At 70.6% G+C, this 15,923-nt stretch carries 2 protein-coding genes; both read left to right on the forward strand.

The window, feature by feature from the left end:
* Positions 1–41: 41 nt before the first annotated feature.
* Positions 42–3,140 carry a non-ribosomal peptide synthetase gene (locus tag DL991_RS43680; protein ID WP_158634512.1) on the forward strand — a complete coding sequence of 1,033 codons (3,099 nt, stop codon included), beginning with the start codon at positions 42–44 and terminating at the stop codon, positions 3,138–3,140.
* Between the two features lie 567 nt (positions 3,141–3,707).
* The gene (locus tag DL991_RS41530; protein ID WP_125789834.1) at positions 3,708–15,785 is read left to right on the forward strand and encodes a non-ribosomal peptide synthetase; all 12,078 of its coding nucleotides are present in this window, start codon (positions 3,708–3,710) and stop codon (positions 15,783–15,785) included.
* Positions 15,786–15,923 lie beyond the last annotated feature (138 nt).

Raw genomic sequence — 15,923 nt, forward strand, 5'->3', positions numbered from 1 at the left:
CACTGGCGGAAGTCTGGCCGCTCTCACCCATGCAGGCGGGAATGCTCTATCACGCCTCCTTGGACGACGAGGCGCCGGACATCCACCTCATCCAGCAGTCGCAGATCATCGACGGACCCTTGGACACGGAACGATTCCGGAGATCCTGGGAGTTCGTCGTCAGCAGGCACGCGGCGCTCCGGGCGAGCTTCCAGCGGCGGAAGAACGGCGAGACGATCCAACTCATTCCCCGGGACGTCAAGCTTCCCTGGGCCGAACGCGATCTGTCCGATCTTTCCGAGGAAGACGCGCTGGCCGAGGCGAGCGTGATCGCGGAGAAGGAACGCGCCACGCGGTTCGACCTCACGAGGCCGCCGCTGTTGCGGCTGATGCTGATCCGGCTCGGCCCGGACAAACACTGCCTGGTGACCACGAGCCATCACCTGCTCATCGACGGCTGGTCGCGGGCGATCATCGAGGCGGATCTCCTCGAGAGCTACGCGGCGGGCGGCGCCGGGACGCGGCTGCGGCCTCCTGGTTCGTACGGGAACTACCTGGCCTGGCTGGGAAAGCAGGACAAGGAGGCCGCCAAGGCGGCGTGGCGCGCGGAGCTGGACGGCGCCGACGGATCGGCGCTCGGACTGCCCGAAACCCCCGGCAGGGCCCCGGGGCTGCCCGCGAGCGAAGTGGTCCGCCACTCGCCGGAGTTCACCTCCGCGCTGGCCGATTTCGCGCGCGGCCACGGGCTGACGTTCAACACGCTCGTCCAAGGGGCGTGGTCGCTGGTGCTGGCGAGACTGGCACGCCGTCGGGACGTGGTGTTCGGCGCGGTCGTCTCCGGGCGGCCCGCCGAGCTGCCGGGCGCGGACCGGACCGTGGGACTGTTCATCAACACCGTGCCGGTGCGGGTGCGGTTGGACGGTGGACAGTCCGTTCTCGGAATGCTGACGGATTTGCAGGGCAGGCAGTCCGAGATGATGGCGCACCACCATCTCGGCCTGCCGGAGATCCAGAAACTGGGCGAGGCGGGTTTCGACACGATCGTCGTGTTCGAGAACTACGCCGGCCAGACGACGGACTCGCCGTCCGAGCTCAGCCTGACTTTGCGGGACTTCACCCAGGCGACGCCGTACGCCATCACTCTGGGCGTCATGCCGGGCGAGAGCCTCGAAATCGAACTGCAGTATCACGCGGACGTCGTCGCCGATTCCGTCGCGAAGTCGGCGCTGGACGGGCTCACCCTGGTGCTGAAGCGGATGATCGCGGAGCCGGGGACGGCCGTCGGCAGGCTGGACGTGCTGGACGACGTCGGCCGCGCGCTGGTGGTCGGGCGCTGGAACGAAACGGACGACACGGTGGACGCGCCGTCGGCGGTGGAACTGTTCCGCCGTCAGGTGGAACGGACGCCGCAGGCGACGGCGTTGACGGACGGGGGCCGGAGCTGGTCGTTCGGTGAGCTCGACGAGTGGTCCGGTCGGCTGGCGACGGCGCTGAGGGCGCAGGGCGTGCGGCGCGGCGACCGCGTCGGGGTGGTGCTGGAGCGGTCGGCGGAGGTGCCGGCGGCCTGGCTCGCGGTCTGGAAGGCGGGAGCGGCCTTCGTCCCCGTCGATCCCGGCTACCCCACTGACCGGGTGGCCTACATGCTGGCCGACTCCGCCGTCGCGGTGGTGCTGTGCCGAGCGGAGACCTCGGGTGTGGTGCCTCCCGGGTATCGGCGGATCGTCGTGGACGACGCTCTCGGCCACGAGACCTCCGTTGTCCCGATCGGGGCGGACGATCCGGCGTATGTGATGTACACGTCCGGATCGACCGGTGCCCCGAAGGGCGCGGTGATCTCACACGGAGGCGTGGCGGCGCTGGCCGGGGATCCCGGTTGGGGCGTCCAGGCCGGTGGCGCGGTGCTGATGCACGCTCCGCACACCTTCGACGCGTCGTTGTACGACGTGTGGGTGCCGCTCGTATCGGGTGCGCGGGTGATCGTCACCGAGCCGGGCGTGGTCGACGCGGAGCGGCTGTCCGCCCATGTGGCGGACGGTCTCACCGCGGTGAACTTCACCGCGGGGCAGTTCCGCGCGCTTGTGCAGGAGGCGCCGGAATCCTTCCTTGGCCTGCGCGACGTGGCGGTCGGTGGCGACGTGGTGCCGCTCGACGTGGTGGAGCGGGTTCGGCGTGCCTGCCCACGGCTGCGTGTCCTGCATACGTACGGCCCGACGGAAACCACACTGTGCGCGACGTGGAAACCGATCGAGCCCGGTGAACGGATAGGGCCGTTGCTGCCCATCGGACGGCCACTGCCCGGACGGCGGCTGTATGTGCTCGATGTCTTCCTGCGCCCGACGGCGCCGGGAGTCGCGGGCGACCTGTACATCGCGGGCGCCGGGGTGGCACAGGGCTATCTGGGACGTACGGCGTTGACGGCGGAGAGGTTCGTCGCCGATCCGTTCGCGCCGGGTGAACGGATGTATCGCACCGGGGACGTGGCGTACCGGACCGGCGAAGGCGAGCTGGTCTTCGCCGGGCGGGCCGACAACCAGGTCAAGATCCGCGGCTATCGAGTGGAGCCGGGGGAGATCGAAGGGGTACTGACGGATCAGCCGGGCGTCGATCAGGCCGTGGTGGTGGCACGTGACGGACGGTTGATCGGGTACGTCGTGTCCGATCAGGAGACGCATCCGGGACGGCTGCGCGAGCAGGTCGCCCGGGTGCTGCCGGAGCACCTGGTGCCGGCGGCGGTGATCGCGCTGGACGCGTGGCCGGTGACGGCGAACGGGAAGATCGATCGAGAGGCGCTGCCCGCGCCCGACTTCGGTGAACGCGTTTCCGGCCGGGAGCCGGTCACGGAAATCGAGCGGGTGTTGTGCGGGCTCTTCGCCGGCGTGCTCGGGCTGGAACGGGTCGGCGCGGACGACGGATTCTTCGAGCTGGGCGGCGATTCGATCACTTCGATGCAGCTGGCGGCGCGGGCCCGTCGCGAAGGAATGGCCTTCGGCGCACGGGAGGTGTTCGAGTACCGGACACCGGCGGGACTCGCGTCGTTCGTCGAACTGGGGGAGGAACCGGACGAGGTCCCCGCGGCCCGCCGTCCCGCCGCCGACTTCGAACTGGTCGACATGGGGCGGGACGAGATCGAGGAATTCGAGTCCGAGTTCGACTCGGTGTAGGTGCGGTCTCTCTCTTAGGTACCTGCTGAGGGTGAGCCGGGTGGCGGCCGGTCCGTGAAGGACTCCTTGAGGGACCCAGAGTCCCTCAAGGAGTCCTTCACGGACTCGGGCGTCGCCACGTTCGCCTCAGGTGCACCAGTGGTCACAGCGGCTGCGCGTGAAGGACCCCTTCCTGTACCTAGGCGCAAGGAAGGGGTCCTTCATGTACTGGGGCGGGCAAGGTCACGGTCGTGAAGGGCCCCTTTGAGACCTTCATCGTCTCAAAGGGACCCTTCACGACATCCCCACGGACCGCGACTACGGACCGGCCTGGCGTCAACCGCAGCCGGAACCCACGTAGGTACTAAGCCACCCTTGGCTCTGACCCGAATCGCCACTCACGACCCCTTTTGCTTTTCACCGCAGGAAAAGCGCCCGTTGGACATGTTGTCCGTGCCGCCCCTTCGGGTGACGATTCTGCGGGGGGACATGCCGTGTTCGACGTCGGCGCCTCGGCTTCGCGCCGGACGGGATCGAGGAATTCGAGCTCGGTTCGCCGGAGAACTTCGCTGATCGAGGGAGATATTGATGGCTCAGTCGCGGATCGAGGACATCTGGCCGCTGTCGCCGTTGCAGGCAGGGCTGGTCTTCCACGCGGTCTACGACGGTGACGGGCTCGACGTCTACATCGGACACTGGGTGCTGGAGCTCGACGGCCCGGTGGACGCGGCGAGGCTCCGCGCGGCGTGGGAGGCATTGCTGGCCCGCCACGCTTCCCTGCGGGCTTGTTTCCGGCAGCGTAAATCGGGTGAGACCGTGCAGATCATCGCCAGGCAGGTGGAACTGCCGTGGCGCGAGATCGACCTGTCCCATCTCGACGACACCGATGAGGCCGTGCGCGAGCTGGCCGAGGAGGACCGGACGAAGCGGTTCGACCTCGCGACGGCGCCGTTGCTGCGGCTGACGTTGATCCGGCTCGGCGACGACCGTCACCGGCTGGTGGTCACCTGCCATCACGCGATCATGGACGCCTGGTCGCTGCCCATCGTGTTCGACGAGTTGTCGGCGCTGTACGCGGCGGCGGAGCTGCCGGAAGTGACGCCTTACCGCGAATACCTCGCTTGGCTGAGCCGCCAGGACAAGACCAAGGCGCTTTCGGCCTGGACAAAGGAACTAGGGGACCTAGAGGCGCAGACCTTGGTGGCACCCGCCGATCCGGGACGTGCGCCCGGCGTCCCCGAGAGTGTCACGGTCGAACTCCCCCCGGATCTCACGCGATCGCTGGAGGAGCTGGCCCGCGGTAACGGCCTGACGCTGAACACGGTGGTGCAGGGCGCGTGGGCGCTGGTGCTGGCGCAGCTGACCGGCCGGACTGACGTCGTGTTCGGCGCGGTCGTCTCGGCGCGCCCGCCGGATCTGCCCGGGGTGGAGGGGATGGTGGGGCTGTTCCTCAACACCGTCCCGGTGCGCGCGCGGTTGCGTGGGGCGGCGCCGGTCGTCGAGATGCTGGCGGAGTTGCAGAAACGGCAGTCGGCGCTGATTCCCGACCAGTTCGTCGGGCTGGCGGACATCCAGCAGGCTGCCGGACCCGGCGCGAGCTTCGACACCTTGATCGTCTTCGAGAACTTCCCCCGCGAGCTCGCCGGGCCGGATTCCGCCGCTCCCTTCGGCATTCGCGTCAACCAGGGCCAGGAAGCCGCCCACTATCCGCTGACGCTGGTCGCCGTCCCCGGCGAGTCGATGCTCGTCAAACTCGACTACCTGACCGACCTTTACGACCAGGCCGCCGCGCTCGCCATCGTCGAGCGGTTCACGGGTGTGCTGCGCCGGCTGTCGGGTGACCTCACCGTCGCCGACATCGACGTCACCAGCGAGGCCGAGCGCGAAGTGGTGCTCGGGCGGTGGGGCGTGTCGTCCGAGGCGCGGCCGAACGTGCTGGCACCGGACTTGTTCGCGCGCCAGAGCGAAAGCCGTCGCGACGCGGTCGCGGTCGTCGCCGGTGACGAGACGCTGTCGTACGGGGAGCTGGCCGAGCGCGCCGAGCGGCTCGCGGGTTTCTTGAGTGGCAAGGGAGTCCGGCGCGGCGACCGGGTCGCCGTGGTGATGGACCGATCGCCCGACCTGATCGCGACGCTGCTCGCGGTGTGGAAGGCGGGCGCGGCGTACCTCCCGCTGGACCCCGCGTATCCGGCGGAACGCGTGAAGTTCATGCTGGCGGACGCGGAGCCGGCCGCGGTGGTGTGCACGGAAGCGCATCGGGACGCCGTGCTGGACGACGGTCTCGCACCGATCGTCCTCGACGATCCGGAGACCCGCCGGGTGGTCGCGGAGTCGGCCCGGCTGTCGATCGGTGCGACGGCACAGGATGTCGCGTACGTGATGTACACGTCGGGGTCGACCGGCACGCCGAAGGGTGTCGCGGTGTCGCATGGCAACGTCGCGGCGCTGGTCGGCGAACCGGGCTGGGATGTCGGCCCGGACGACGCCGTGCTGATGCACGCCTCGCACGCTTTCGACATCTCCCTGTTCGAGATGTGGGTGCCGCTGCTGTCGGGCGCGCGGCTGGTGCTCGCCGGATCGGGTGTTGTGGACGGCGAGGCGCTGGCCGCTCACGTCGCGGCCGGGGTCACGGCCGCGCACCTGACGGCCGGGAGTTTCCGGGTGCTGGCCGAGGAAGCACCGGAGTCGGTCGCCGGCCTGCGCGAGGTGCTGACCGGCGGCGACGCGGTGCCGCCCGCGGCGGTCGAGCGGGTGCGGCGGACGTGCCCGGACGTGCGGGTGCGGCATCTCTACGGGCCCACCGAGGCCACGCTGTGCGCGACGTGGTGGCTGCTCGAACCCGGTGACGACCTGGGGTCGGTGCTGCCGATCGGCCGTCCGCTCGCGGGACGGCGGGTCTACGTCCTCGACGCGTTCCTGCGACCGGTGCCCGCGGGGCTGCCCGGTGAGTTGTACGTCGCCGGAGCCGGTGTGGCGCAAGGCTATCTGGGACGTTCGGTGCTGACGGCCGAGCGGTTCGTCGCCGATCCTTTCGCTCCTGGCGAGCGCATGTACCGGACCGGCGACCTGGCGTACTGGACGGACGAAGGCGCGCTGGCGTTCGCCGGCCGCGCCGACGACCAGGTGAAGATCCGCGGATACCGCGTGGAGCCCGGGGAGGTCGAGGTGGCGCTCGCCGCGCTGCCCGGCGTCGCGCAGGCCGTGGTGCTCGCCCGTGATGAGCATCTGATCGGTTATGTGGTCGGCGAAGCGGGACAGGACGTCGACGCGGAGCAGCTGCGCGGACAGCTCGCCGACACGCTGCCCGAGTTCATGATCCCGGCCGCGATGCTGGTGCTGGACGAGTTGCCGCTGACCGTCAACGGCAAGGTGGACCGCCAGGCGCTGCCCGAACCGGACTTCTCCTCGAAGGCGGCAGGCCGCGAGCCGTCGACCGAGGACGAACGAGTCCTTTGTGGAGTGTTCGCCGAGGTGCTCGGGCTGGAGCGGGTCGGCGTCGAGGACAGCTTCTTCGAGCTGGGCGGCGACTCGATCTCGTCGATGCAGGTGGCCGCCCGCGCCCGGCGTGAAGGGATCTCCCTGACGCCGCGGCTGGTGTTCGAGCACCGGACTCCCGCGCGCCTGGCGGCGTTGGCCGAGGAGGACCGGCCGACACCCTCCACAGTGGATACAGGGGATACAGGGGACAGCGGGGTCGGCGAGATCCCGATGACGCCGGTGATGCTCGCCCTCGGCGAGAACGCCGTGCGGCCCGGCTTCGCACAGGCCAGGGTCCTCGTGACCCCGCCGGGATTCGACCAGGACGTGCTGGTGAAAGCCCTGCAAGCCGTGCTGGACACCCACGATCTGCTGCGGGCACGGGTGGAGACGGGACAGCTGATCGTGCCCGAGCCGGGTGCGGTGGACGCGGCCGCCTTGGTGACGCGGGTCATCGCCGAGAACCTCGACGAGGCCGCCGAACGCGAGGTCCGCAAGGCGACGGCCGCGCTGGACCCGGCGGCAGGGATCATGCTGCGCGCGGTGTGGATCGACTCCCCGGAGACCGGTCAGGGCCGGTTGGCGCTGGTGGCGCATCACCTGGCCGTCGACGCGGTTTCGTGGGGAATCATCCTGCCGGATCTGCGCTCGGCCTACGAAGACGCCACCGCCGCTCTCGAACCCGTGACGACGTCGTACCGGCAGTGGGCGCGGAGGCTGGCCGAGCAGGCCCGCGACGAGCGCACCGTGGCCGAGACAGCACAGTGGATCGCCCTTCTCGACGGCGCGGAACCGGCCGTGGAACTGAGCCCGGGGAAGACGCACTCGTGGTCTTCGACGCTGTCCGGCGACGTGGCCGACGACCTGCTGACCCGGCTGCCCGGAGCCTTCCACTGCGGGATCCAAGACGTCCTGCTGGCGGGTCTCGCCCGTGCGGTGACGCGGCTGCGCGGGACCGGTGGAGCGCTGCTGGTGGACGTCGAAGGCCACGGCCGTGAGGCCGCCGACGGCGAGGACCTGCTGCGTACCGTGGGCTGGTTCACGAGTGTGCACCCGGTCCGCTTCGAGGTCGGGGCGGGACAGCTACTGAAGACCGCCAAGGAACAGATCCGCGCCGTCCCGGGCGACGGACTCGGCTACGGGTTGCTGCGCTACCTCAACCCCGGCACCGCCGCCAGGCTGGCCGCGTCGCCGTCCGCGCAGATCGGCTTCAACTATCTCGGCAGGACAAGCCTTTCCGTCAAGGACCGGGCATGGCAGCCGTCGGGCGAAGGGCCGCTCGGCGGCGGTCCGGACATGATCCTGGCCCACCCCGTGGAGGTCGGCGCGGAGGTCCAGGACACGCCGGACGGGCCCCGGCTGGGGCTCGCCATCGACGGCCGGGATCTCGACCCCGCCGCGGTGGAGCGTCTCGGTGAGGCCTGGCTGGAGGTGCTGACCGGCCTCGCCGCCGATCCCGCCGCGGGCGGGCACACGCCGTCCGACTTCGCGCTCGCCGAGGTGACCCAGCAGGACGTGACCGAGCTGGAAGCCACGACGCCGGGCCTGACGGACATCTGGCCGCTTTCGCCGCTCCAGGAAGGCATGCTCTTCGAACGGACCGTCGCCGATGACGGCGTCGACGTCTACCAGAGCCAGCGGATCCTGGACCTCGACGGGCCCCTCGACGCGGACCGGCTGCGGGCCGCCTGGAACCGGGTGATCGCCCGGCACGATTCGCTCCGGACGGGATTCCACCAGCTGGGCTCCGGCGAACCGGTGCAGGTCGTCGCGGCCGAGGCCGAAATCCCTTGGCGTGCGGTCGATCTGTCGCAGGTCGGGGCGGCGGACGCGGCCGCGGAGATCGAACGTCTGCTCGCCGAGGACCAGGCGCGGCGATTCGACGTGACCGAAGCGCCCCTGCTGCGGCTGATGCTGATCAAGCTCAGCCCGGTGCGGCACCGCTTCGTGCTGACGTCGCACCACGTCCTTCTCGACGGCTGGTCCACGCCGCTTGTCCTGGGCGAGGTGTCGATCGCGTACGCGGGCGGGCAAAGTCCGTCGAAGCCACCGTCCTATCGGGACTATCTGACGTGGCTGAGCCGTCAGGACGAGCAGGCGACCCGGGCGGCGTGGCAGGCCGAACTCGCCGGTGCCGACGAACCGACCGTGGTGGACGCCGACGCGGACAAGGCGATGGTCGTACCGGGTGAGCACGCCGAATGGCTGCCCGAGGCCGCGACGCGAGCCCTCACCGGTTTCGCGCGTGGTCACGGTCTGACCTTGAGCACGATCTTGCAGGGCGCGTGGGCGCTGGTGCTGTCGCGGTTGGCCTGCCGGACGGACGTCGTCTTCGGGACGGTCGTGTCCGGGCGTCCCGCGGAAGTGCCGGACGTGGAACAGATGGTGGGGATGTTCATCAACACCGTCCCGGTCCGCGTGCGCCTCGACGGCGACCTGCCGGTGCTGGAAATGCTCCAGGACCTGCAGGCCCGTCAGTCGGCGTTGACCGAGCACCAGTACCTGGGGCTGTCGCAGGTGCAGCGGGCGGCCGGGCCGGGAGCGGTCTTCGACACCATCGTGATGATCGAGAACTACCCGCACGACGCCGACGGTCTCGGCGACGACGGCGGGGTTTCGATCAGCTCGGTCGTGACCAGGACCGGCACCGGCTATCCGCTGACCATGAGCGTCTCGCCGGGGAAGACCCTGCGGATCCGCGTGGCCTACCGGCCCGACCGGATCGACGAGGGGACGGCGGCCGAGGTCGCCAGGCAGATCGTGCGGGTCCTGGAACGGGTGCCGACGGAGGCGTCGCTTCCCGTGGGCCGTCTCGGTGTGACGAGCGAACCGGCGCGCGTTTCCGTGGTGGAGCGGTGGAACGCGACGGGCGAGGCGACGTCCGGGACCACGGTGCCGGAGTTGTTCCGGCGCACGGCCGGGAAATCCCCCGACGCCGTGGCCGTCGTCGACGGGGAACGCACGCTGTCCTATGCCGAGCTGGACCGGGAATCGGACCGGCTGGCCGGGTATCTGGCCGCGCGAGGTGTGCGGCGCGGTGACCGCGTCGGCGTCGTGATGGAACGCGGCGCGGATCTGCTCGTCGCCCTGCTGGCGGTCTGGAAGGCCGGGGCCGCGCAGGTTCCGGTGAACGTGGACTACCCCGCGGAGCGGATCGAGCGGATGCTGGCCGATTCCGGTGCGGCGCTGGCGATCTGCGTGGCGGCGAGCCGCGACGCGGTGCCGGACGGCGTCGAGCCGGTGGTCATGGGTGCGACGGAGCACGTGGCACCGCCGGTCTCTGTCGGCGTGCACGACACGGCTTACGTGATGTACACGTCGGGATCGACCGGCGTGCCGAAGGGTGTTTCGGTGCCGCACGGCAGTGTCGCGGCCCTCGCGGGTGACCCGGGTTGGTCGCAGGGCCCCGGCGATCGCGTGCTGCTGCACGCTTCCCACGCTTTCGACGCGTCGCTGGTCGAGATCTGGGTGCCGCTGGCGAGCGGGGCCACCGTGGTGGTCGCGGAACCGGGCGCGGTCGACGCACAGCGGGTGCGGGAGGCGGTCGAACGCGGCGTCACCACCGTTCACCTGACCGCCGGGACTTTCCGGGTGGTGGCCGAGGAAGCACCGGAATCCTTCACCGGCCTGCGCGAGATCCTGACCGGTGGCGACGCGGTGCCGCTCGCCTCCGTCGAGCGGATGCGCCGCGCCTGCCCGGACGTGCGGTTCCGTCAGCTGTACGGCCCCACCGAGATCACCCTGTGCGCCACTTGGCTCGTCCTCGAACCCGGCGCCGAAACGGGTGACGTCCTGCCGATCGGCGGACCGTTGGCCGGCAGGAAGGCGTACGTGCTCGACGCGTTCCTTCAGCCGGTTGCGCCGGGCGTGACCGGCGAGCTGTACCTCGCCGGGGCCGGTCTGGCACACGGTTATCTCGGCGCTCCGACCGCGACGGCCCAGCGGTTCGTCGCGAACCCGTTCGCGGCCAGTGAGCGGATGTATCGCACCGGAGACCTCGCGCGCTGGACGGACGACGGCGAGCTGCTGTTCGGCGGCCGGGCCGATGCCCAGGTGAAGATCCGCGGCTACCGCGTCGAACCGGGGGAGATCGAGGCGGCGTTGACCGACGCACCCGACGTCGCGCAGGCGGTCGTGGTGGCGCGGGAAGAACGTCCCGGCGAGAAGCGGCTGATCGCGTACGTCACCGCGGAATCCGGGCAGGCACTGGAATCCGACGCGGTCCGAGCGCGGCTCGCGGAGCGGCTGCCGGAGTTCATGGTGCCCGCCGTCGTGCTGGTGCTGGACACCTTCCCGTTGACCCTCAACGGAAAGCTCGACCGCGCGGCCCTGCCCGCCCCCGAATTCGCCGGGAAACCGGCCGGTCGCGAGCCGCGGACCGAGGCCGAACGGGTGCTGACCGACCTGTTCGCCGAGATCCTCGGACTGGACCGGGTCGGCGCGGACGACAGCTTCTTCGAACTGGGCGGCGACTCGATCCTTTCGATGCGGTTGGCCGCCCGTGCTCGGCGCGAGAACTTCGTCTTCGGGGCGAAACAGGTCTTCGAACAGAAGACCCCCGCGGGGATCGCGGCGGTCGCCGAACGTGGCGTGTCGCGGGCCGAGGTCGCCGACGGCGTCGGCGAGGTGCCCTGGACGCCGGTCGTGCGGGCGTTGCTGGAGCGCGATCCCGGTGCGATGGCGCGGGGCGGGCTGGCGCAGTGGGTGACCGCGGGTGTGCCGGCCGACCTGTCGCTCGAGGCGCTGACGGCCGGTCTGGGTGCGGTGATCGACACCCATGATCTGCTGCGGAGCCGGGTCGTCGAATCCCGGCTGGTCGTGGCCGAGCGGGGAACCGTGGCCGCGGCGGCGCTGCTCGAACGGGTCGAGGCCGGAGACGGCGACATCGACGAGGTCGCGGAGCGCCACGCCCACGAGGCGGCCGGACGGCTGGACCCCGTCGCGGGCGTGATGCTCCAGGCGGTGTGGGTGGACGCGGGCCCCGGGCGCGGGGGACGGCTCGTGATGGCCGCCCATCACCTCGCGGTCGACGTGGTGTCGTGGCGTGTCCTGCTGGCGGATCTGCAAGCGGCTTGCGAGCGACCGGTGCTCGATCCGCCGCCCGTCACGTTCCGGCGCTGGGCGCGGACGCTGGCAGACCAGGCGGCGTCGCGGACCGGGGAACTGGAGCTGTGGAAGGAGATCCTCGACGGCGCACAGGCTCGGGTCGGCGAACTCGATCCCCGGCGCGACACCATCGCGACCTCGGGACGCCGGTCGTGGACCTTGCCGCGGGACCGCGCGAGCGTGCTCGTCGAGAAGGCCACCACGGCCTTCCACTGCGGTGTCCACGAGGTACTGCTGGCGACACTGGCCGGTGCGGTGACCCGCTGGCGCGGCGGCACCGCCGTCGTGGTGGACGTCGAAGGCCACGGCCGTCAGCCGCTCGAAGACATGGACCTTTCGCGGACGCTCGGCTGGTTCACCGATGTCCATCCGCTGAGGTTGGACACCGCCGGGATCGACCCCGCCGAGGCGGACGCGCCTGGTCGTTTGCTGAAGCAGGTCAAGGAAAACGTGCGAGCTGTGCCCGACGGCGGGCTCGGCTACGGGATCCTGCGGTACCTCGGCGACGAGACCGGTAAGACACTGGCGGCGCTACCGTCGGCGGAGATCGGGTTCAACTACCTCGGCCGGTTCTCGCCCCGGCCCGACGACGACGCGGAACCCTGGCGGCTGGCCGGGACCATCGGCGGCACGGCGGAGGACGACCTGCCGCTGCGGCACGCCGTGGAGATCGACGCGGTCGTGCTGGACGGTGCGGCCGGACCCGAGTTCACCCTCACCGTGACCTGGGCGGAGCGGCTGCTCGGGGAGGCCGACGCGGAGTCGCTCGCCCAGGCATGGCTGGACATGCTGACCGGCCTCGCCGCCCACGTCGGCAGCGACGAGAGCGCCGGGGGACACACGCCGTCGGACTTCCCGCTCATCACGCTGACGTGGCAGGAAGTGGCGGAGGTCGAGGCTCTCGTCCCGGACGTGCACGACATCTGGCCGCTTTCCCCCCTCCAGGAAGGGTTGCTGTTCCACGCGGTCGACGAGCGCGGCCCGGACGTCTACGCGGGCATGCGGACGCTCGCTCTCGACGGCCCGTTGGACGTCGCCCGGTTCCGGGCGTCGTGGCAGACCCTGCTCGACCGGCATCCCGCCCTGCGGGCGAGCTTCCATCAGCTCGGGTCGGGAACGGCCGTCCAGGCGGTGGCCCGCGAGGTGGCGTTGCCCTGGCAGGAAACCGACCTGTCCCACCTGCCGGAAGACGAGGCGCTGGCGGAGTTCGAGCGGATCGAGGCGGAGTCCTATGCCGCGCGATTCGAGCTGCCCCAAGCGCCGCTGGTCCACGTGCACCTCGTGCGGTTCACCGAACGAAGGCACCGGCTCGTGCTCAGGTCGCACCACATCTCGGCCGACGGCTGGTCGCTTCCGGTCTTCCTCGGCGACGTGATGGCGGCGTACGAAGCCGGCGGCGACGGCCGGACCCTGCCCGCCCCGACGTCATACCGGGAGTACCTGTCCTGGCTCGCCAGCCAGGACAAGGCGGCCGCCCGGGAGGCGTGGCAGACCGCGCTCGCCGGGCTCGACGAAGCGACCCACGTCGTGCCACCGGACACGATCACCACGCCCATCGAACCCGACCGCGTGCGTTTCGACCTCGACGACGAGCTGAGCCGGCGCCTGGTGGAGTTCACCCGCGGGCACGGCGTGACGATGAACACCCTTTTCCAAGGGGTCTGGGCGCTGCTGCTGGCCCGGTTGACGGGACGCGACGACGTGGTCTTCGGGACCACGGTGGCCGGACGCCCGCCCGAGATCCCCGGCGTCGAATCCGCGGTCGGCCTGTTCATGAACATGCTGCCGGTCCGGGCCCGCCTCATCGGCGCGGAGCCGTTCCTCGACATGCTGTCGGACCTGCAGGACCGTCAGGTCGCGTCGATGTCGCATCAGCACATCGGGCTGGCCGAGATCAACCAGCTCGTCGGTCCGGGTGCCGCGTTCGACACGATCGTGGTGTTCGAGAACTACCCGCCCCCGCCGCGGCCGTCCGACGACCCGGACGTCCTCGCGTTGCGACCCGCCGGAATCCCGGACGACACCGGGCACTACCCGCTGTCCATCCGCGCGTCCGAAGGAGGTGGCGTCCACGGCGAGATCATCTTCCGCCCCGACGTGTTCGACCGGACGCGGGTCGAGGAGATCCTCGCGTCGATCATCCGGGCCTTCGAACAGGTCGTGGCCGACCCTCGGATCCCGGTGGGGCGCGTCGAGCTGATCGGTCCGGAGCAGCGTCACCTGGTGGTGAGGGAATGGAACCGGACGGACGAGGCGCTCGCCGCCGAGACACTGCCCGCCCTGGTCCGTGCCAAGGCCGGGCGGACACCGGACGCGACGGCCGTGGAGGACGCGGTGCGGAGCCTGTCGTTCGGCGGATTGCTCGTCGAGGTGGAAACACTGGCGCGCGTGCTCGTGGGGCTGGGCGTGCGGCGCGAAACCCGGGTCGGCGTACTGGTCGAGCGTTCGGTCGAACTGGTGGTCGCCCTCATGGGCGTCACGTTCGCGGGCGGGGCTTTCGTCCCGGTCGATCCGGACTATCCCCGTGAGCGCGTCGAATTCATGCTGGCGAACTCGGCACCCGAAGTGCTGGTGTGCACCGAGGCGACCCGGGCGGTCGTGCCTGCCGGGTTCGCGGGCACGGTGCTGGTGCTGGACGAACCGCCCGCCGCCGAGCCGGACGTGGCCTTGCCGCCGGTGGCCTCCGAAGACGCGGCTTACGTCATCTACACGTCCGGGTCGACCGGAGTGCCCAAGGGCGTCGTGGTCCCCCATTCCGGCCTCGTCAACCTGGGCCACGCGCATATCGAGCGGATGGCCGTGACTTCGTCCTCGCGGATCTTGCAGTTGTCCGCGATCGGATTCGACGCCATCGTCTCCGAGCTCTACATGTCCCTGCTCGCCGGCGCGACCTTGGTGCTGCCCGATCCGGCGAGCATGCCGCCGAGGGTGACGTTGGGCGACGCGATCCGCCGGGCGCGTATCACCCACCTGACCGTTTCGCCGAGTGTGCTGGCAAGCGAGGACGATCTGCCCGACACGCTGCGGACCGTATTGACCGGCGGCGAGGTCCTGCCCGCCGCGCTCGTGGACCGCTGGTCTCCCGGCCGTCGGATGATCCAGGCCTACGGGCCGACGGAGACGACCATCTGCTCGACGATGAGTGCCCCGTTGTCTCCGGGGCACGACGTCGTCCCGCTCGGCGGCCCGATCCGGAACGTGCGGCACTACGTGCTCGACGCCTTCCTTCAGCCGGTGCCGCCCGGGGTGGCGGGCGAGCTCTACATCACGGGAGTCGGGCTCGCCCGCGGTTACCTCGGACGTCCGGGGCTGACATCGGAACGGTTCGTCGCCGACCCGTTCTCACCCGGCGGCCGCATGTACCGCTCCGGCGACCGGTTCCGCTGGGGTTCCGACGGCAGGCTGTACTTCGTCGGCCGGGCCGACGCGCAGGTCAAGGTGCGCGGTTACCGGGTCGAACCCGCCGAGATCGAGGCCGTGCTGGCGGAACACCCGTTGGCCGCCCAGGTGGCGGTCGCCGTCCACCGGGACGGCCCTGGCGACAAGCAGCTGGTGGCGTACTTCGTGCCCTCGGCCGATGCCCCCGCCGGGGGCGGCACGCCGGCTTCCGCGTTGCGCGAACTGGCGGCCGAACGCCTGCCGGAGTACATGATGCCCGCGGCGTTCGTGGCGCTGGAGAAGATGCCGCTCACCCCGAACGGCAAGCTCGACCACCGGGCGCTCCGGGCGCCGGACTTCGCCGGGATGACCTCCGGGCGGAACCCGCGCACGGCCTTGGAGGCGAAGCTGTGCGGACTGTTCGCGGAGGTACTCGGGCTGGAGCGGGTGGGTGCCGACGACAGCTTCTTCGAACTCGGCGGCGACTCGATCACCTCGATGCAGCTGTCGGCCCGAGCCCGCCGGAACGGGCTGGAACTGAGCCCGTGGCAGGTGTTCGAAGAGAAGACACCGGAACGGCTGGCGACGCTCGTCAAGGAGATCCCGGCCGAAGGCGAGACCACCCCGGAACCGGAGCCCGCCGGAGGCGCGCTCATCGCGCTTTCCGCCGACCAGCTGGATCAGCTCGAGGCCGGGTTCTCGTGATCAGACACCGCACTCACGTGCTTGGGACCGTAACTCACGTGTTTGGAGGCGTAACTCGCATATACGGCTCCGATCACGCGAGTTACGGCTCTGATCACGCGAGTTACGCCCTCAAGCACGCGAGTTCGCCCCACCCGC

Source organism: Amycolatopsis sp. WAC 01375 (assembly GCF_003947325.1).
In the GTDB taxonomy this organism is placed as follows: Bacteria; Actinomycetota; Actinomycetes; order Mycobacteriales; family Pseudonocardiaceae; genus Amycolatopsis.

Coding starts and splice junctions, on each gene's coding strand:
- DL991_RS43680 (WP_158634512.1), top strand. CDS start 42: ATGCTCTATCACGCCTCCTTGGACGACGAGGCGCCGGACATCCACCTC.
- DL991_RS41530 (WP_125789834.1), top strand. CDS start 3,708: ATGGCTCAGTCGCGGATCGAGGACATCTGGCCGCTGTCGCCGTTGCAG.